Annotated in this window: 19 protein-coding genes; 5 read left to right on the top strand and 14 right to left on the bottom strand. The window is 31.7% G+C overall.

Annotated elements, in window-relative coordinates; translation table 11 throughout:
- Positions 1 to 31 precede the first annotated feature (31 nt).
- From hemE to GFU93_RS08990, 3 genes are all read right to left on the bottom strand, one after another.
- Positions 32 to 1,057, bottom strand: coding sequence for a uroporphyrinogen decarboxylase (gene hemE, locus GFU93_RS09000; RefSeq protein ID WP_160568866.1), 1,026 nt, complete (start codon positions 1,055 to 1,057; stop codon positions 32 to 34).
- Positions 1,050 to 1,703: a uroporphyrinogen-III synthase gene (locus tag GFU93_RS08995; protein WP_160541683.1), complete on the bottom strand. Its 654-nt coding sequence runs from the start codon at positions 1,701 to 1,703 to the stop codon at positions 1,050 to 1,052. Before GFU93_RS08995 ends, hemE begins: the two co-directional genes overlap by 8 nt.
- 252 nt (positions 1,704 to 1,955) lie before the next feature.
- The gene (locus GFU93_RS08990) at positions 1,956 to 2,939 is read right to left on the bottom strand and encodes an ABC transporter ATP-binding protein (RefSeq protein ID WP_160541682.1); all 984 of its coding nucleotides are present in this window, start codon (positions 2,937 to 2,939) and stop codon (positions 1,956 to 1,958) included.
- 309 nt (positions 2,940 to 3,248) lie between these two features.
- Between GFU93_RS08990 and GFU93_RS08985 the strand changes: the two genes are divergently transcribed.
- Both GFU93_RS08985 and mscL read left to right on the top strand, forming a co-directional pair.
- A complete protein-coding gene (locus GFU93_RS08985; RefSeq protein ID WP_160568864.1) occupies positions 3,249 to 5,345 on the top strand; it encodes a type IA DNA topoisomerase in 2,097 nt (698 codons plus the stop codon).
- A gap of 70 nt (positions 5,346 to 5,415) precedes the next feature.
- Positions 5,416 to 5,808 (top strand): large-conductance mechanosensitive channel protein MscL, encoded by a 393-nt coding sequence (gene mscL / locus GFU93_RS08980; protein WP_160541680.1) that lies wholly within the window; start codon positions 5,416 to 5,418, stop codon positions 5,806 to 5,808.
- 46 nt (positions 5,809 to 5,854) lie between these two features.
- On the opposite strand, the gene GFU93_RS08975 is transcribed toward mscL, so the two are convergent.
- Positions 5,855 to 7,291 carry an OmpP1/FadL family transporter gene (locus GFU93_RS08975; RefSeq protein ID WP_160564677.1) on the bottom strand — a complete coding sequence of 479 codons (1,437 nt, stop codon included), beginning with the start codon at positions 7,289 to 7,291 and terminating at the stop codon, positions 5,855 to 5,857.
- Between the two features lie 23 nt (positions 7,292 to 7,314).
- Entirely contained in the window at positions 7,315 to 8,679 is a 1,365-nt protein-coding gene (locus GFU93_RS08970; protein ID WP_160568862.1) for a hypothetical protein, read from the bottom strand.
- Between the two features lie 177 nt (positions 8,680 to 8,856).
- On the opposite strand from GFU93_RS08970, the gene proS reads away from it, so the two are divergent.
- Both proS and GFU93_RS08960 read left to right on the top strand, forming a co-directional pair.
- On the top strand, positions 8,857 to 10,329 hold the full coding sequence (gene proS, locus GFU93_RS08965) for a proline--tRNA ligase (RefSeq protein ID WP_185150475.1): 1,473 nt from the start codon (positions 8,857 to 8,859) through the stop codon (positions 10,327 to 10,329).
- 164 nt (positions 10,330 to 10,493) lie between these two features.
- Entirely contained in the window at positions 10,494 to 11,741 is a 1,248-nt protein-coding gene (locus tag GFU93_RS08960; protein WP_255448673.1) for a 3-deoxy-D-manno-octulosonic acid transferase, read from the top strand.
- Positions 11,742 to 11,828: 87 nt separating this feature from the next.
- Here the strand turns inward: GFU93_RS08960 and GFU93_RS08955 are convergent, their stop codons facing one another.
- The 3 genes from GFU93_RS08955 to GFU93_RS08945 form a co-directional block, all read right to left on the bottom strand.
- Positions 11,829 to 12,530, bottom strand: coding sequence for a 16S rRNA (uracil(1498)-N(3))-methyltransferase (locus tag GFU93_RS08955; RefSeq protein WP_160568860.1), 702 nt, complete (start codon positions 12,528 to 12,530; stop codon positions 11,829 to 11,831).
- A 265-nt stretch (positions 12,531 to 12,795) separates the two neighbouring features.
- The gene (locus GFU93_RS08950; protein WP_160568858.1) at positions 12,796 to 13,122 is read right to left on the bottom strand and encodes an SUF system Fe-S cluster assembly protein; all 327 of its coding nucleotides are present in this window, start codon (positions 13,120 to 13,122) and stop codon (positions 12,796 to 12,798) included.
- 1 nt (position 13,123) lies between these two features.
- Positions 13,124 to 13,537, bottom strand: coding sequence for a BrxA/BrxB family bacilliredoxin (locus GFU93_RS08945; RefSeq protein WP_160541676.1), 414 nt, complete (start codon positions 13,535 to 13,537; stop codon positions 13,124 to 13,126).
- Positions 13,538 to 13,693: 156 nt separating this feature from the next.
- Between GFU93_RS08945 and rnpA the strand changes: the two genes are divergently transcribed.
- The gene (gene rnpA, locus GFU93_RS08940) at positions 13,694 to 14,065 is read left to right on the top strand and encodes a ribonuclease P protein component (protein ID WP_160568856.1); all 372 of its coding nucleotides are present in this window, start codon (positions 13,694 to 13,696) and stop codon (positions 14,063 to 14,065) included.
- Positions 14,066 to 14,301: 236 nt separating this feature from the next.
- Here the strand turns inward: rnpA and GFU93_RS08935 are convergent, their stop codons facing one another.
- The 6 genes from GFU93_RS08935 to GFU93_RS08910 all read right to left on the bottom strand — a co-directional run bounded on the left by GFU93_RS08935 (position 14,302) and on the right by GFU93_RS08910 (position 20,558).
- Entirely contained in the window at positions 14,302 to 14,895 is a 594-nt protein-coding gene (locus GFU93_RS08935) for a MarC family protein (RefSeq protein ID WP_160568854.1), read from the bottom strand.
- A gap of 61 nt (positions 14,896 to 14,956) precedes the next feature.
- Positions 14,957 to 16,783, bottom strand: a complete 1,827-nt coding sequence (locus GFU93_RS08930; protein WP_160568852.1) for a BatD family protein — start codon at positions 16,781 to 16,783, stop codon at positions 14,957 to 14,959.
- Complete coding sequence (locus tag GFU93_RS08925; protein ID WP_160568850.1) at positions 16,783 to 17,499, bottom strand: tetratricopeptide repeat protein; 717 nt, start codon at positions 17,497 to 17,499, stop codon at positions 16,783 to 16,785. Before GFU93_RS08925 ends, GFU93_RS08930 begins: the two co-directional genes overlap by 1 nt.
- Before the next feature lie 130 nt (positions 17,500 to 17,629).
- On the bottom strand, positions 17,630 to 18,508 hold the full coding sequence (locus GFU93_RS08920; protein ID WP_160568848.1) for a VWA domain-containing protein: 879 nt from the start codon (positions 18,506 to 18,508) through the stop codon (positions 17,630 to 17,632).
- Between the two features lie 144 nt (positions 18,509 to 18,652).
- Positions 18,653 to 19,654, bottom strand: coding sequence for a VWA domain-containing protein (locus GFU93_RS08915; RefSeq protein WP_160568846.1), 1,002 nt, complete (start codon positions 19,652 to 19,654; stop codon positions 18,653 to 18,655).
- On the bottom strand, positions 19,644 to 20,558 hold the full coding sequence (locus tag GFU93_RS08910; protein ID WP_160568844.1) for a BatD family protein: 915 nt from the start codon (positions 20,556 to 20,558) through the stop codon (positions 19,644 to 19,646). Before GFU93_RS08910 ends, GFU93_RS08915 begins: the two co-directional genes overlap by 11 nt.
- Position 20,559: the final 1 nt, after the last annotated feature.

Here is a 20,559-nt window from a genome sequence, read left to right as displayed (position 1 = left end):
TAAGTAATATACATATTTCAACGATTTATTGCTATTCTTTAAATTCCACAATAGCCTTAATAAATGCCTCAGCATTTTCTAAAGGGACATTTGGTAAAATTCCATGACCTAAATTGGCTATATATCGTTGAACACCAAAATCACGGATCATTTGTTGTGCTTCAGAATATATTTTTTCAGGAGAAGACAGCAATTTAGCCGGATCAAAATTTCCTTGTAATGTAATTACGCCGCCCGTAAATTCTCTGGCTTTTTGAGGCGTGATTGTCCAATCTACTCCTAAAGCAGAAGCCTTAGATCGGGACATGGTTTGTAGTGCATACCAACAGCCTTTTCCAAACACTATAACCGGAACTTTGGGCGCTAAAGATTCAATAATCTGATTTATATAGTTCCATGAAAATTCATCATAATCTTTAGGAGATAGCAAGCCTCCCCAACTATCAAAAATTTGTACGGCATCTACACCATATTCAACTTTTTTTAATAAATACCGGATGGTATAATCTGTAATTTTTTGCAATAATACATGAGCCCGTTTTGGATTTTTAAAGCAAAACGATTTAGCTTTATCAAATGTTTTAGAACCTTTACCTTCGACAGCATAGCATAAAATCGTCCATGGGCTTCCTGAAAAACCGATTAAGGGAATTTGATTATCTAGAAGTTTTTTGGTAAGGGTTATAGCTTCCAATACATATCCTAAACTTTCTTCAATCGGAGGATTTTGCAATCTATCAATATCAGATTCAGAAGTGATGGGATTTTCCAAATAGGGGCCTACGGATTCCTTCATTTCAAAATTCAATCCCATGGCTTGAGGAACTACTAAAATATCTGAGAATAAAATAGCCGCATCTATAGGAAACCTTTTTACAGGCATTAGAGTTATTTCTGCTGCCAATTCAGGAGTTTGACAACGGGTAAAAAAATCATACTTATCTCGTAAAGCTCTAAATTCAGGTAAAAATCTACCAGCTTGACGCATCATCCATACCGGTGGACGTTCGACATGTTTACCTTTTAAAGCATCCAGAAATAAAGTATTTTTAATCATTTATTTTCTTTTTTATTAGTTCAAGTAAGGATTCCTTTGTTGTATCTTCCGGATAATATATTTTGTATTCTCCCAGTGTACTAACCGTTTCAGCGGTGGTTTTACCGCTTGTAAATATAATAGTTTCCTGCGGAATCTCATTCATGGAACTAAAGGATCTTACTGCAGAAGGACTTGTAAAAACAATAGCATCATATTGCTTATCTATTTTATGAGGAGTTAAAAGGGTTTTATAACATTCTATTCCAACAACTTCCACTCCATTTTTACGTAAAGCATCCGGTAAAATAGTAAGCGACAAATTTCCTTTAAAAAAAACATATTTTTTTATATCTGTTTCCAGCATTCTTTCCAACAAATCTTCAGCATAATTGGTTATAAATGCAATATCTCTGTTCTGTCCGTATAATTCTTTTGCGGTACTTTTTCCTACTACAAAAAATTTACCTTCCAATTCTATATCCTTGATTGCTTTTGCAGAATTTTTACTGGTTACAATAAACGAATCAACATCTAAAGGAATTTGCTTAATAAATTCATAATAAGGATAGATTTCTACATATATAAAAGGAATATAATCAATTTCATATTCCTGCTCATAATCATCCGGAATTGAGAAAGAAGAAGTAAATAATATTCTTTTCATATTAAATTGATTTATACAAATATACTGTTATTAAATGCACCTAAAAAATCAAAAACTAAAAATATCTTCGTTTTGTAACAAAATTCATACATTTTATTATTTTTTTATCCTTATTACTGAGTATTTAAAACAATATTGCATTTAGAATCATTATTTTTAAAGTATAATTAATAGGAAATTCAACCTACTATACTAAGTGGCTAAGCAATAACGATTATTTGGTAAATCTATAATGAGATTTTAAACTATTAGTTAATTAAATTTATTATCCAATAATTTCTGATATTCATAAAATTGTAAAAAACACCCTTTGCCAATCGGTAATGATTCATCACTAATAAACCAAAATCTTTTAAATTTTGAAATACTTTCCACGAGATAATGACTGCCCATAAAATAACTTCTTATTACTTTTACAGGAATACCCGATTGAGAAATTATAAATTGATGTGGATAAATTAGAATTTCATCTTCTACTAAATCTTCAAACAGGTTCGGAAAATCTGATCTTTTTAAAATGGTATTTTCACCAAATAAATTGGCAACATAGGTATTTTCGGGATTTCGATATATATCATGAGGATTGCCTTGTCGTATAATTTTACCTTCTTTAACAATCATCATTTCATCTGCATATGCCAAAGCGTCTTCTATTTCATGGGTGGCTAAAATAATGGAAATATTATTTTCTTTAGCAAAATCAAAAACAGCTCTTTTTAGTATATTTTTCTTAAAAGTATCGACTTGAGAAAATGGTTCGTCTAATAACAATACTGAAGGAGTTTGAGCTAATGCTTTCGCCAATGCTACTCTTTGTTTCTGTCCTCCGCTTAGTGAGATAGGTTTTTCATCTACATAATCCGCCATGCCCACTAAATCGAGCAAAAACATAATTCTGTTTTGCTTTTCTTTCAAATCTATATTAGAGAGAAATTTACCCACATTTTCGCCAACGGTTGCATAGGGCATAAGCCCGAAATCTTGTTCCAAATATTTAAATTCAGGTTCTCCGGGAACTAAATTTCCTTTAAATCCTGCTAATTTTTTTCCTCTATAAATAACTTCTCCACTCTCCCATTCCAACAAACCATAAACTAACTTTAAAATGGTACTTTTACCGCTTCCACTTTCTCCTACAAGTGCCAGCATATTTCCTTGCTTTAAAGAGAAAGAAAGAGATTCAATTATTTTTTTATCTTTAGTGTATGAAAAACATAGATTCTTAACTTCTAACATATAGACTTATTTGTAAAATTCTCTGATTATGATTCAATGCTACAAATGATACTGGATTAAGCATAATTTCACAAATTTAAACTATTAATGCTAAAAACATCTTTTAAACTTTTATTTATTTTACTATAAATTTAATGCGGTTTTAACTGTTCTTTGGACAAAATTTTGAATATAATTTTTATAATTAATATCAAATATTGTTTTCAAATCATAAATTATTCAAATGCTAATCCGACCTTTTTTTAAAAGATCAATTACTTAGTATACTTAAAAAATTGCAATTTTGCAGGAAAAATCCTTCCATCAGTAATGATTGTATGTATAGCTGAAAAACCAAGCGTCGCTAAAGATATTGCTCAAATTGTAGGGGCAAAAGAGAGAAAAGACGGATTTTACCAGGGAAACGGTTATCAAGTTACCTGGACTTTTGGTCATTTGTGTACGTTAAAAGAGCCTCATGATTATAACCCGAACTGGAAGTATTGGTATTTGGAAGACCTTCCTATCATACCGTCTAATTTTGGGATTAAGCTTATTTCCAACAAAGGGGTGGAAAAACAATTCAAAGTAATAGAAAGCCTGGTTGCTGAATGTGAAGAGGTAATCAATTGCGGGGATGCCGGACAGGAAGGTGAATTGATCCAACGGTGGGTATTGCTTAAAGCAAAATGTAAAGTTCCCATAAAACGATTATGGATATCATCTCTTACAGAACAGTCTATAAAAGAGGGATTTGAAAACCTTAAGGATTCTTCCCAATATGAAAATTTATATGCTGCCGGAAGTGCCCGCGCAATCGGTGATTGGCTTTTGGGAATAAATGCTACCCGACTTTTTACTAAAAAATTTGCCATAAATAAAACCTTGTTATCAATCGGTAGAGTTCAAACGCCAACATTGGCAATGATTGTTCAACGGCAAAAAGAGATTGATTCTTTTGTTATTGAGGAATACTGGGAGTTAAAAACCATGTATAAGAATGTGGAATTCATTGCTGATATCGATCGATTGAAAAGCGAAGACCGAGCTAAAAAAGGATTAGAATATTTACAGAAATATCCTTTTGAAATAGTTTCTTTCGAAAAGAAAGAGGGAAAAGAAAAGAATCCTCGTTTATTTGATTTGACTTCTCTACAAGTAGAGGCAAATAAAAAGTACGGTTATTCTGCTGATCATACTTTAAAATACATTCAAAGCCTCTATGAAAAGAAATTCGTTACCTATCCTCGGGTTGATACCACTTATCTTTCGGAAGACTTATATCCTAAGATCTACGGAATTCTTTCAAGCATGAAATATTATGAACATCTTATTGCTCCTCTTTTAGAAAATCCGATACCAAAATCGAAAGCTGTTTTCGATGACACTAAAGTTACGGATCATCATGCTATTATACCTACCGATATTTTACCCGAAGGTATCTCGACTGATGAAAAAAAGATTTACGATCTTGTTGCCCGAAGATTTATTGCCGTATTTTATCCTGAATGTAAAATTTCCAATACTTTGGTAACTTCAAAAGTTGGTGAAGTACCCTTTAAAGCAAGCGGTAAACAAATTTTGGAACCGGGATGGAGAATCATCTATGAAAAAGATAAAAAAAATGAAAAAGAGGAAAATTTAATTCCGGTTTTTGAGGTTGGAGAAAGCGGTCCTCATGATCCATTCATTCATCAAGGAAAAACTACACCTCCTAAATATTTCACCGAGGCTACTTTATTAAGAAGTATGGAAACCGCCGGTAAACAAGTAGATGATGAAGAAATGAGAGAAGTAATGAAAGATAATGGTATTGGACGTCCTTCTACTCGAGCAAATATTATTGAAACTTTACTACACAGAAAGTATATCGAGAAAAAAAGAAAAAATATTTATGCCACCTCAACGGGAATGGATCTGATCGACACGATACAAAGCGAAATTTTAAAAAGCGTGGAGCTTACAGGTCTCTGGGAAAAAAAACTCAGACTCATTGAAAAAGGGGAATATTCTTCCGATCTATTTAAAAAGGAACTTATCGAAATGGTAACCGACCTGACCCAAGAAGTTAAAAACAGTCAATACAGACGAATATCCATTCAAGAGAAAAAAAATACTGAAATAAACGAAAAATCTAAAAAGCAAACCACACCCCTACGACCTGTAGAAGATTTATTCTGTCCAAAATGTAAAACTCATAAATTGATCAAAGGTAAATCTGCTTACGGCTGTTCCGATTTTAAAAATTGCAGTTTTACTATACCTTTTGAAATATTCGGCAAAAAATTAACTTTAAAACAAATATCAGATCTAATAGGTAAAGGTAAAACAACAAAAATAAAAGGATTTACAGTTCCCGAATCTCAGGAGAAAAGGGACGGTATTTTATTATTTGATGAAAATTTCGGAATAGTATTTGAAACCTAACCAAATCAACATATATTATGTTAATTTGAAATTTAATTTATTTTTGCAATTATAATTAAAATTATTATTTATGAGTTTAATAAAAGAATTTAAAGAATTTGCCCTAAGGGGAAATGTGGTTGACATGGCTGTCGGTGTAATTATCGGGGGCGCATTTAACCAGATTATCACGTCTTTAGTTGAAGATATTATCACCCCTCTTGTTCTCACTCCTGCATTAAAGATGGCTGATTTGACCGATTTGGCTAAATTAACCATTCCGGGAACAGCTATTAAATATGGTAACTTTTTATCCACTTGTCTATCATTTTTAATTATTGCTTTTTGTTTATTTATGATGATAAAAGTGATCAATAGGCTTAATAAGAAAGACGAAGAGAAAAAAGAACAAGATAACACACCTAAACCACCTTCTCAAGAAGAATTATTAACTGAAATCAGAGATTTACTCAAAAATAAATAAAAAAAAATCCTAACAAAAGTTAGGATTTTTTATTGTGAATATATTTTTAAAACCTCATACCCAAAGTTAATACAAAATTATTTTGGATATTGTTAACTTTTCCTAAATACGGTTTATCTAAACTTATTGCAAGATTGGATCCACCCACCGTATAAAAGTCACCGGAAAGGGTTGTGCGATAATCTGTTTTAATATATTGATATCCTAGGTCCACAAAAAATTGACCAATATCATATCCGGCTCCAAAAGACAATTTATTTTTTTCACCTGCCAAGTAATTTTTTACAAATACAGGATCGCTGTTTGTATCCCATATTCCTGATATAGAATTACTTTTTACCGGAGAAGAAGCATAAGCGTAACCGGCTCGTAATTTAAGTTCTCTAAACCTGTACTCAATACCTGCGCGGTATTCTTGGGAATTTCTTACGTAGTCATTAACAAAATTATTATTTAACCTATAGTCAACATCTCCTTTAAATTCCATGTCTTTATTAAAGTAATTAATAAAATCAAAATTGAAGGCCAAGGAATTATCATCATCAACGATATTGGAAGCAAAAGCGCCACTTAATACCAATTTTCCGGGAGATACATTTTTATAATGATCATAATAAACATAATCTTCTACGAATTGTCCTTTATCATCGTATCCATATATCCATCGGTAATCATCCATATCAGACCACCAAATAGGAGAATGATAGGCAGCCCCTAAACGAATCTCAGGTGTAATTTTACCGATTACCCCAACATTTAATCCGAAACCGTTGGCTTCTTGACTATAAGGCGTTAATTGCTCATTGAATTTCATATATTCCCCATCTACTGTGTTTCTATGACCATATTCAGAATTGCGATCAATATTTAAATAATGCCAATCTAATCCAATACCGAAATATAATCTATCCATGTAATTGGTTGCCAAACTGAATTTCATTTTTGATTTATATCCATTGGTATACTGATCATAATTTACCATTTCATAAAGTTGATCTACATTATCTTTATTAGGATATAAATAATTTAATTTGGTATTTCTGGAAAAATTTACGTCGTTATCTACTCTTTGATAAGAAAAGTTTACTCCAACGTTTACTTTAAATATATCTGCTTCATCACCTAAAGCCAATGCAACTCCGGCACCGGGAACATTAAAATTGGTATCGGTATTGGAATTTACTCCGTTGCCCATAGTAGCTTTATTTTTATTCGATAAGATACTCATTGAAATATTCGCTACAGAATTTCTAAAAATACCTAGACCGGCAGGGTTTGTTTCAACGGCACTAAGATCACCCCCTAAAGCTCCCATAGATCCCCCCATACCTATATATCTGGCAGTACCTGTTGTATTATTGGAATTATCACCAAAAATAGTAAAAGCATCCGACACATCATTGGGATAAAATCTATTGGTTTGTGATTTACCTATCAAAACCATGGATGAAAGGATAAAACCGTATAATAATTTCTTGTTCATAATTTGAGTTATATTATTATATATTATCTTCTACCACCTATAACGCCTCCGCGACCACCTCCCATGGAGCCTCCTCCAAAGCCGCCACGGCTGCCACTACTTATGGAACCTCCTCCAAAGCCTCGATTACCTCCTCCAATTATAGATCCGCGAGAACTTTCGCGACTGCTTGAACTTGGGGTTTGATAGTTCGGTGAAGATATTCTAGAAGAACCTGATTCGTAATTTCTGGATCCTCCCATAATTCCTGTACTGTTTCTAGATCCTCTTATTGTACCTGAATTGGATGATTCTCTTCCGGTTCCGGAATTTCCAATCCCCACTTGATTTCTTGATCCTTCCAATGTACCTACATTATTTCTGGAACCTCTAATTACGCCTGTGGATCTTGATCCTTCTGAATTAGTTATCGTATTATTTCTTGAGCCTCCAATTACAACCCCGGAATTGTTTCTTGAATTTTCGGGAGTAACAACTGCGGCATTAGCTCTTGAGCCGCCTATAATTGAACCGTTTCTTCCACTTTCATTGTTTCTTGAAATAGTGGATGTAGAACCTCTATTGATTCTTGAATTACTTATCCCATTACTTCGGCTTCCCGAAATGATGGTATTTCTACTATTTTGTCTTTGAATATCTTGTATTTGCCTAGAACGAGACGTTCCGTAAGATCTTGAAATATATGAGTTTCCTCTTGAACTATTCAAATAGGAAGACCTTGAACCGTAATTGGCATAATATCTTGAACAACACCAACCATTATCCCAATAATGGTGATGAGGTCTCCAATAACCCGGATAATTCCAACCCCAAGATGGACCCCAATATGAAGGATAATCCCAGCCCCAACCGGACCAACCCCAGCCTACTGAAACGCCCCAATTCCATCCATAATAAGGACTCCAATAACTTCTCCATCCCCAATAGGGTGCGCCCCAATAATAGGAATAATAAGGACTGTAACCTCCGTAATAATAATTATTAACTACGGTTCCGCCATCATCTCCCCAACCGTCTCTGCTATTATTATTGGAATAAGATTGATTGATTTCATCACTGTAGCGATAAACAGTATTGGAAGAAGCATCACTATGGTTAGAATCATCATCGTATAATAAATCACTGGCATTAGAAGTTGGATCAATATATTTTTTACCTATCCTTACTTGACTGTCTGAATATGAATTGGATGAGCTTGTACCCTCATCATATACGTAATCATAAGACTTTTGTTTATTATTTTTTCGAGTCTTATTTGAATAATATACACTATCCTCACCGGCATATGAAGATTGGCCGACATAACATGATGTTAAAAAAACCGACACCCATAAGAGAGCACCAACTTTCATGAAAACTCGTCCTAAATTACAACTGATATTCTTCATGATATTTTTTTAGTAGTTTATATATTTATTATAATTTTGTTCTTGAATCATTTTAAATTCGCAAAAGTCGTACCAATTAAGAAATACCTATTTTGCTGCAATAGTAATGTGACAAAGTATCTTAAGAATTATGACAGTTATAATTACAGAAAAGTTTAAAAACAGTAGAGAAGCATTATGGCAACACTTACATCAAGAGAAGAAGATTACAGTAAATGGTATAACGAACTGGTAATAAAAGCCGATATGGCTGAAAATTCCGGGGTTAGAGGATGTATGGTTATAAAACCTTATGGATATGCTATTTGGGAAAAAATGCAACGACAATTGGATCAGATGTTTAAAGATACCGGACATGAAAATGCCTATTTTCCTTTGTTTATTCCCAAATCTTATCTGTCTAAAGAATCGGATCATGTGGAAGGTTTTGCCAAAGAATGTGCTGTAGTTACTCATTATCGATTAAAAAATTCTCCTGACGGAAAGGGAGTGATTGTTGACCCGGATGCCAAATTGGAGGAAGAATTGATTGTTCGGCCAACTTCTGAAACCATAATTTGGAATACTTATAAAAACTGGATTAAATCTCACAGGGATTTACCTATTTTAATTAATCAATGGGCTAATGTAGTTCGTTGGGAAATGAGAACCCGATTGTTTTTAAGAACTGCTGAATTTTTATGGCAAGAAGGACACACTGCCCATGTATCCAAAGAAGAGGCTATTGAAGAAGCTGAAAGAATGTTAAATGTTTATACCGATTTTGTTGAAAACTTTATGGGTATTCCTGTAATTCAAGGGGTAAAATCTCCTGCGGAAAGATTTGCAGGTGCTGAAGAAACTTATTGTATTGAAGCTATGATGCAAGACGGTAAAGCGTTACAAGCCGGAACTTCTCATTTTTTAGGTCAGAATTTTGCCAAAGCATTTGATGTGAAATATCAATCAAAAGAGGGTAAACAAGAATATGTTTGGGCTACCTCTTGGGGAGTATCTACCCGTCTTATCGGAGCTTTAATCATGTCTCATTCCGATGACCATGGATTAGTACTTCCTCCCAATATAGCTCCAATCCAAGTAGTTATTGTACCTATTCATAGAAATGAAGAACAATTAAATGCAATTTCTGAATTAGCAGATATACTTATATCTCAACTTAAAAAGTTGGGAATTAGTGTTAAATTTGATGATAGAACTGAATATAAACCGGGTTGGAAATTTAATGAATATGAGTTAAAAGGCATACCGGTTCGGGTTACCATTGGCCCTAAGGATCTTGAAAATAAACAAGTTGAAATAGCTCGAAGAGATACTTTAGAAAAGCATCAACATTCTGTAGATGGTTTAGCTGAACATATTCAAGATTTATTGAAAGAAATTCAACAAAATATTTTCAATAAAGCAAAATCAAACAGAGATTCTTTAATTACCGAAGTAAATTCTTACGAAGAGTTTAAAAAAGTATTGGACGAAAAAGGCGGATTTATTTCTGCTCATTGGGATGGTTCGTTAGAAGTAGAAGAAAAAATAAAAGCTGAAACGAAAGCAACCATTCGTTGCATCCCTTTAAATGCTAAAGAGGAAGTGGGAGAATGTATATATTCAGGGAATCCTTCCAAAAGAAGAGTCTTATTTGCGAGAGCTTACTAACTTATAGTACTTTTTATCGAACAGATATTTGTACTATTTTCAAATATTAATTTATTTTTCAACTCAAATATGAATAAAAATTGCCTTAATTGAATTAAGGCAATTCTTTTTAAACTAGTGTTTTGAAAAAAGTTAAATTTTTAAATAACAGTAACAGATAAATTTTGAATTCATTTTTATATTCTTTCGGCATTAAACTCATGGGAGCAGGAATGAAGATTGCTTCTTTATTTCATCCTAAAGCAAGACTTTGGGTACAAGGAAGGGCTCATGTCTTCTCGGAAATACAAAATAAAATTTCACCAACGGATCAAGTGATTTGGATGCATGCATCATCTCTTGGTGAATATGAACAAGGACTTCCTGTGTTAACTGCTTTAAAGAAAAAATTTCCAAAACATAAATTTGCTCTTAGTTTTTTTTCTCCTTCCGGATATGAAGTGGTTAAAAATAATTGTATAGCAGATCTTATATTTTACATTCCCTTAGATACTCCATCAAATGCCCATCAGTTAATTGAACTCTTACATCCCGGCTGTGCTATTTTTGTAAAATATGATTTTTGGTATCATATATTGCAAGCAATTGCGGCAAAAAAAATACCTACTTTATTTATCTCAAGTATTTTTCGTCAAGACCAGATATATTTTAAGCCTAACGGGAAATGGTTTGTATCGATTTTAAAGAAAGTAAGTCATTTTTTTGTACAGGATGAAAATTCAAAAAAGTTATTAAATTCTATCGGCATTCAACAAGTAACGGTTTCAGGGGATACACGTTTTGACAGAGTTAAAATGTTAAGTAAACAGAATAACCACTTAAGCTGGTTGTCTTTGTTTAAAGGAACCAATACCTTAATTGTTGCAGGAAGTACGTGGAAAGAAGATGATACGCTGTTAAAAAACTTTATTAATTCTTCTTTCTTTATGAATTGTAAGATACTTATCGCTCCACATAATATGAATCATGAATATTTTCAGAAATTAAAAGCGGAGTTATTACCTAAAACGGTATTATTTTCAGAATTAAGTCACACCCATCCTGCAGACTATCAAGTCCTAATTTTAGATACGGTTGGTATATTGACAAAAGTTTATTCCTATGCCGATATTTCTTATGTGGGAGGTGCATTTGGTAAAGAAGGGGTACACAACGTATTGGAGCCGGCTGTTTTTGCTTCTCCTGTTTTATTCGGACCCATTTATGATAAATTTATCGAGGCCGTAGAATTAATCCAGTGTGGAGGAGCAAAAGTAATTCACAATCAAAATGAATTTAATGAAGAACTCGTTGAATTACTTACAGATACAAATAAAAGGTATAGAATGGGTGAAAGGGCTCGCGAATATGTTTTTAGTAAACCTGATTCGGTTCAAGTTATTGTTGATTATTTGGTTCATTTACAACAATGAACTTAAAACTTAATTTTATAGGTCATAACATTTTATTTAAAATTATAATCAATAAAAAATTGATCATATAATTTTTAATGATTCCGTTTATGGTTGGTTGTGAAAAAAATAATAACTGGAGGCAATGAAAATTCCGGCAGTTTCTGTCCTCAAACGATTCGCTCCTAAACTAACCCCTGTAGAGCCTAAAGAATAAAGCTCTTCTACTTCTTTTTTAGAAAAATCTCCTTCCGGTCCAACCATCAAGGTTATTTCTTTTTCTCTGTTTAACGTTTCGTTTAAAGTGATCTTCTCATATTCTTTATAACAATGGGTAAGGTATAATTTTGTATTCGAAGATTGTATAAAATCCTTCAAAGGTGTCAATGGATAGAGTTCAGGAAAATTTATTCTCAAAGATTGTTTACAGGCGGTTTCAATTTGTTTCTTGATTTTTTCTGTATTTAAAACCTTCCTCTCTGAATTAGTACATAAAAGTGGGGTAATTTTAGATACTCCTAATTCAACTGCTTTTTCTACAAAAAACTCAAATCTGTCTATATTTTTGGTTGGAGCAATAGCAATATGTAATCCATTTTGTCCTCTATTTGAATGGGGAAAAGTTTCAATTATTTGAACCTTAACTTTCTTTCCTGTTATTAGTAATTGTCCTTTTATTAATGCTCCTTTTCCATTAGTCACATAGACCATATCTCCTTCTTTCATTCGCAACACTCGTACTATATGGTGTTCTTCTTCTTCCCTTAGTTGTACTTCATTCGGATGTATCTCTCCTATAAATAATCTCATGAGATCAATCTTATACTTAACAAATGTAATTATTTACCGGTGAATTGAGATGATAGTATTTATTGAGTTAAAGTTGTATAAATTTTTTAACCATTTGCTTCAATTTCAACATAATCTCAAATTTCACTTTTCTATTATCACTTAAATTTATTCAATTCCACTACTTTTTAAATTTAGGAAAAAAGGACAGATTAATGCAATTAAATCTGTCCTTTACTATCATTTACTTACTAGAGTTTAGTTACTTAGCTTTTGTCTTATGATGCTATAAAAGTCCTAAATTAAATTTAGCTTCTTCGCTCATCATATCTTTATCCCAAGTTGGTTCGAAAGTAATTTTTACATTTACTTCTTTTACTTCATCTATAGCACTGATTTTTTCTTCTACTTCCATGGGTAATGTTTCTGCCACGGGACAATTAGGGGTTGTCAAGGTCATCAATATTTCCACGTCTCCTTCTGTACTAATTTGAATATCATAAATTAATCCAAGTTCATAAACATCCACGGGAATTTCAGGATCGTAAACCGTTTTTAATTTTTCTACGATTTTTTCGGACAGGGATTGTATCTGTTCTTCGTTTAAAGACATGTTAGCAAAATTCAGCGTATGCTTGTTTTAAATTTTCAGCAATTATTTCAGGAGAATGACCTTCAATATGATGTCTTTCTAAAAAATGAACCAATTCTCCATCTTTAAAAAGTGCTATGGACGGAGATGAAGGTGGAAAAGGGGCAAGATGTTCTCTAGCGGTTTTAACTGCATCCACATCAAATCCTGCAAATGAAGTAGTTAAATGATCCGGTTTTTTTCCTTCGCCTTCTACAGACAATATTACTCCGGGACGAGCTCCTCCGGCAGCACATCCACAAACGGAATTAATTATTAATAAGGTTGTACCGGGTCTTTTTAATGCTTCTTCTACTTTTTCTGATGTGTTTAAATCTTCAAAACCTTTATTTGTTAATTGCGCTTTCATTGGCGCAACCATTTCTTCTGGATACATATTTTATATTAGTTTTTATTGTTATACAAAATTAATTAATGTTTATGATTATTACAAATGCCCTATCTTTGACAAAACATTTCTTGAAATTTTATGTAATCAAAAGTCTCAATAATATCATCTTTGGGAATGGTATTGTGATGAAATGCATATTATATGAACCAAAAGTATACGAAAGAAGAACATTTAAAAGGATATAAGCTTATTAAATATTTGTTTGAAAAAGGGACGTGGAATAAAAAGTATCCTTTAGCTATGGTTTATTGTCCTTCTCCTGAATTTTTGGAAACCCATAAGGTTGGAGTGTCCGTTTCTAAAAAAATTTTTAAACATGCAGTGGATAGAAATCGGATAAAAAGACTTTTGCGTGAATGTTTCCGCTTGCATAAAAATGAGCTAAACAACACTTTTACAACATCTCATTTACTAATGATTGTCTATAATGGTAAAGACAAAAAAATACCTGGCTATAAAGAATTGGAGAGTTGTTATTTAAAATTGCTTGAAAAAATTAAATCTTCTGATTAATTTATTTGGTTTGGGATAATTTTTTTAGTCCTTTTATTATGAATACTATTAAAATGCCTACAATAGCAAATAAAATTGAATAAAAATATTTATCGTTTGGATCGGTAGTTATCCCATAACTATAATTAATTCGCGTTGCATTAAAAATTATTAAGAGGACAAAAGCTAAAAGAGTAAGATTTAAAAAATATTTCATCTTTATATTTTTACAAATATACAAAATGAGATCTTATTTTTTAAGGAGATACTTTTTCTAACAAAGAGGTTATGTTTGCAGTAAATAACTTAATGGAAATAGCTAATAAGATAATACCGAAAACTTTTTTCATAATTGAAATTACTCCTTGTCCTAAAATTTGTTCTAATTTACCCGAATATCTTAATACTAAATATACGACTACCATATTAAGAAGTATGGCTATGATAATATTTTCCGTATGATATTCTGCTTTTAAAGCCAACACGGCGGTTAAAGCTCCTGCTCCTGCTATTAAAGGAAATGCCAAAGGAATTATGGAAGCAGAATGCGGCTCATCGATTTTATTAATTTCAATGCCCAAAATCATTTCCAGTGCAATAACAAATAAAACTAAAGCACCTGCTACAGCAAATGAATATACATCAATTCCTATAAGTTTTAGTAGTTTATCACCAACGAACAAAAAGGATATCATGATTGCACAAGCAACAAATGTTGTTTTTTTAGCCTGAAGATAACCGACTTTACTTTTTATGCTTACTATTACGGGAACACTGCCAAAAATATCTATAATGGCAAATAAAACCATAAAACAACTTGCTATTTCCTGGATAGAAAAATGTAAAGGCATAGTAAAATTATATTTTTAAAGAATTTTGTTAATTAAATTTCCTAAAAAGTTTTTAGGCGCTCTATTTTTTTATATTTAATTTCTTAATTAAGTCTTTAGCTTTTGTATATACAGATTCTAGGGATTCTTGTTCTGTTACGCTTGAATATCGTTCAATTTGAGATTGAATAACCATATTCTTCCATTCTTCTGAAATTTCATCTCCTAATCTCTGAGCTAATTCATCTTCTAAGTCTGAAGTATAAACAAAACTATAATTTTCTAAATTTAAATATTGTTTTGCTGCTTCTATCAAAGTCTTTTCTAAAAGAATGTAAAATTCTTTTTTATCTGTTCCTTCTTGTGCTAAATGATTTAATTGTGATAATTCATTTTTAAAATCATTAGTAATGTTAGAGCTTGTATAAGGTAAATTACGTGATGTAAATTTTTTTTCTTTATTTAATGAATCAAACGATTGTTCTTCTTCTTGTTTTTTTAGCTTATTTTTTTTATTTCTTTTAATTATTACTATACAAATTCCAAGGATAACAATAATTGATAAAACTCCTGAAAATAATATAATTATCAATATTTTTCCTAAGCTTCTATGATCTCTTTTCAATACTTCAGTGACCTTATTTTTAATGGCAGATTTGGGATCATATTGGTTGACATCACTCGTGTCCTTTTTGATGACCGTACCGGTTTTATCATCATTTTTTGCTAAAGTATTAGCTGATACTTTAATGGGAATTGGCTGTACAATTAAACTTTTATATTTTTCATCTATGGGATCAAAATAGCTAACTGATTCTACATTTATATTATAAGTACCTTCTTTTTGAGGAACTAATATGGTAGACGTATTTAATTTTCCTTTTATGCCTTGTAGGGTTGCCTCTGAATCAAATTTACTTTTAGGGGTATATTGTTCTATATCATCAGATATTAGAAGTCTTGGGGATTTAAGAAGCGTAAGATTTCCCTTACCATTTATTTCTACATTTACAGTTACTGCTTCTTCTGCTTGTAAGTCTTTTTTGTTTGCTGAAGCCCTAATAGTAAATTGACCTACCAGCCCATGAAAATCTTTTGGAGCATTATCAGGAAGTCTCTTAACTTGTAATGTAACCGGTGCCGATTTAATATTTAAGTCGTGTTCATCAAAAAATCCATCCGGAATTGTTAATGTTAAGGTAAATGGATTTATGACAAGAGTTCCCGATTGAGTTGGAAACATAACATAAGTCCCTATAACTCTTGAAAAATAGGATTCTCCATTAATTATTTCCTGTTCGTAGGTATTGCTTCTTTCTTTTACCGGCTGTACAAATACCCCCTGCCAATCCGGAGAAACCAGATTGGTCATACTATTGAGTAATTCAATCCTTCGAGTATAAAATTTTAAATTCGCAACTACCCCTTCATTTTGATACGGATTCTTTTCTGATACTTTAAATTTAAGAAATACTTCACCCAATTTTGAATTAAAAGCTGTGTCATCTTCACTTCCACTAGAATTTCCTGACACAATTATTACGGTGGGCTTGGTCTCATATTTCCTATTATTAACAGTTATTTGTGCGGCATCTATACGGATATTCCCTTTTTTAACAGCTCTTAATATAATTTCAATTCCATATTCGAAAACACTATTCCCTTCATCATCAAAGCTTTGGTTCTGAATAACCTGCCTGCCAATTACCTGCGTATTTGAAAAAGAAGGTAATTTTAAACGCCCCATATTTTTAATTTCTTCATTTTTTATGGAAAGTAAAAATTGTAGGCGTACAGGTTCGTTGACTCCTACCTCATTTTTTTGGGGTATGAGTTGAAAAGAAACCTGAGCTTTTGCCCAAATTCCGCTTAAAAAGATAAGTAAAAAGAGTATTACATATTTCTTCATCACCAATCTTTGCTACTTTGTCCTTGATTTGAATTAGCTCTTTTATTAATAATCTTTTGATGCGCTCTTTTTTCTTGTTCTTCCATTGCTCCTAAAATATTTTCATAATGTTGATTAGAGGCATCTGACAGATTAGCATTATTTGTATCTGCTTGTGATTTCTGATTGTTTATTGAATTTTTTTCATTTTTATTGGGCTGTGTTTCTTTATGATTTATAGAATTATCTTTATCTTTTTTATCGGTTGAATTATCAGTTTTATCTTCTTTAGCATTGGATGAATTCTGATGATCTTTACCATTTTGCTGAGAATTATCCTTTTTATCTTCTTTATCTCCTTGGTTCTTATCTTGATCTTTGGAATTTTGCTCTTCTTGTTTTTGTTGGGCTTCTTTTACTTTTTGTTTTGACATTGTATAATTATACCTCGCCTTATCATCTTTCGGATTTAATTTCAAAGTATTTTTAAAAGCTTCGGCTGCTCTTTCATATTCTCCTTTTTGAAAATAGCTGTTTCCCATATTGAATAAAGCGTTGGCTTTTTCCGACTGATTTGCTGCCAATTGGAGTGATTTTTCATATTGAATCAATGCATCATCATATTTTTTTAGTTTATACATGGCATTTCCTAAATTGTAATTAGATCTATATGAATCTTCTCCGTCTTGTATCGAATTTAAATAATTAGCTGCTGCATCTTTATAAGATTCAGCCAAATATTTATTATTACCCTCTAATAAATGCTTTCTTGATGCTTTCGTCTGAGCTTGAAAAATATTTATTAGTGAAATAAAAATTATAACTAAATATTTATTTTTTAAATACATTTTAACAAAGATACTAAGATTAAATCATAAAATCTCTCCTATAATTTGTTAAAGAAACAATAAAAATAACTAAAAATGCGGCTCCTATAAAATAATGAAAATACTGTTTTGTGTCGTAATTAATACTTACGGATTGGTTAGTTTTGTCTAAGGTAGACATGGATTTAAATAGCTTAGTAACAACATCTTTTGTATTATGACCGCCATAGAAATATTTACCTCCGGTTCCTGCTGCCAATTGTTTTAATGTACTTTCTTGCAATTTCGTTAATACAATATCCCCATTATCATCTTTTTTGTATTCTGAATATTTACCTTCATAAAATAATGGTATGGGTGCTCCCTGAGTTGTACCTACCCCTACGGAAAATATGGAAATTTTATTTTTCTTTGCCGTATTTATTGCCCGTTTAACATCTCCTTCATGGGCTTCTCCATCAGATATTATAAAAATCACTTTGGATGTATTGGAAGTTTGAGATAAAAGAGTAGAAGCTTTTAAAACGGCATCTGCTATATTTGTTCCCTGGGTTGTAATAAGATTAGTATCTATACCATTTAAGTAGAGCTGAGCAACGCTATAATCACTGGATAAAGGCATAATGGGATAGGAATTTCCTGCAAATGCTACTATTCCTACTCGATCCCCCCCTAGTTTAGATAAAAAATCACAAACAATTTTTTTGGCTTTTTCCAATCTTGAAGGAGCTATATCTTCTGCATTCATGGATTTGGAGACATCTATTACAAAAACCAAATCAATTCCTTCACTCTTTACTTCTTTTTTCTCTGTTCCTCCTAAAAAGTTAGCTAATCCGAAAATCATCAGGATATAGGCTATGATTATTCCTATATTACTTAAAATAAATTTTGAATAATTTACCTTTCCAAAAATCATTTTTTGAAAACTTGGTTCAGCAAATTGATTTATTTTGGACTTTTTCCATTTTATGAGATATAGTAATCTCCATAATAGAAAGGGTATGAATAACAATAAATAAAAATATGATATTTTCTCAAACTGCCAATTCATAATATCTTTTTAATTTATACTTCTAACTACAAAGCCTCTTAAGAATAATTCTAGTAACAAAAGTATTAATGCAGGAAATAGAAATATTCTATATTTCTCTTTATAATTATAATATTTTAAATCATTTATATCTGATTTTTCTAATTTATTTATTCTATTGTAAATATTTTGAAGACTTTCCGAGTCAGTAGCTCTAAAATAGGCTCCGCCTGTTTTTTGGGCTATTTTCTTTAATAAATCTTCATCAATTTCCACTTTTTGTTTTTCAAAATAAATTTTTCCGGTAAAGCGGTCTATTTGAGTAGGAAATAATGCGTAGCCATTAGTACCGATACCTATGGTATAGACTTTAATTCCTTCAGCAGCTGCAATATCTGCTGCAACAATTGGCTCTACATATCCGTCATTATTTACTCCGTCTGTCATTAGAATAACTACTTTACTTTTTGCCTTACTTTTTTTAAGATGATTGACAGCTGTAGCTAAGCCCACCCCTATAGCCGTTCCTCCTTCCAATGTCTGCGTTCTTAGATTTTCAATTTGTTGAATAAGAATTTTTCTGTCTACCGTAAGAGGAACCATAGTAAGTGCTTCCCCGGAATAAGCAATTAACCCGATTCGGTCAACATATCTTTCTAATGCAAATTTCTGCGCTACTTTTTTAAGTGCTGATAATCTATCCGGATTCAAATCCTTTGCTAACATACTTAAAGAAACATCTACAGTCAGCATGATATCTATTCCCTTATCGCTCTGGTAAACTTGCGAGGTGCCTATAACTTTAGGTCTTGCCATGGCAAATATTAATAATGCTAGGATAAGCAAACGTATCCAAAATAATAAAGGCCTTAAATATGTTTTATAATTTTTTTCCGATTTAAAAGCAGAGACATTCGGTATCAATACCGCCTTTGTCTTAACTTTCGTTCTAAATTTTAAATATATAAAAATGGGTATTACCAGTAAAAGAAGCAACATCCAAGGATAACCAAACAGTATATTATGATTCATCTTGCAGTTTTATTTTAGGTGAATCTGTTTTAGTAAGATTTATGAAATTAATTGCCTTTTCCATATGTAATTTCGTTTCTTTCGGAGTTGGTTTATATTTCGCAAACTTTGCCAAGTCTGAAATTTTGAATATAACGCTCAGATTTTCAATTTCATTTTCATCTAGCCATTTCTCTTTTTTTAAATACTCCAATAAATCATCAGATAAAAGTTTGGTTGCCGGAAAATTCCAACGAGCTTCCATATAATCTTTTATTATGGACGTTAATTCTGAATAATATTTTTTATATAAATCTTTAGCTATATAATCAGACTTCTTGAGCTTTTTCAATCTTTTAATGGCTAATACATCCGGTTCGCTTTTATGGGTTTCCGATTTTTTCTTCTTTCTTCTTATCAAATAGATGATTACACATACTAGGATTACAAGTAATAATAGTACATACCCTAGATAAGGCTGTATATAATCCCATACATTTTTAGGAATCTGTACAATACTTTTAATATCGAATAAAGGAGTTTTTACGCTATCCGTAACAACAGGAGCTACCGTGACTTTATAGGAAGGAGTAAAATATTCTTTTGAATTGACTAAAATTCTTTGAGGCGGAACCGAAAAAGTTCCTTCTTCATAAGCTGAAAAAATTATACTGTCACTTATAAAAATAGAGTTGTTTTTACTTAACGTATCTTTTTTTTGTCTTAAAACTTCAAATTTTTCACTGAGTGTATCTGTAATCGTTGGAAAAATTATGGTATCCTTTTGACCGGTTTTAACTGTTATTTTTAAAACAATAGGTTCTCCAAATTTTATATAATCTGTAGAAATTTTGGAAACAGGGATTTGTGCATGAATAAGTATTGCTGCTATAAAAAAATATACTATGAAAATTTTAAACTTCACA

The sequence above is a fragment of the Apibacter sp. B3546 genome (assembly GCF_009827885.1).
Taxonomy (GTDB): domain Bacteria; phylum Bacteroidota; class Bacteroidia; order Flavobacteriales; family Weeksellaceae; genus Apibacter.
This window is presented reverse-complemented; position numbering and strand designations above follow the sequence as displayed.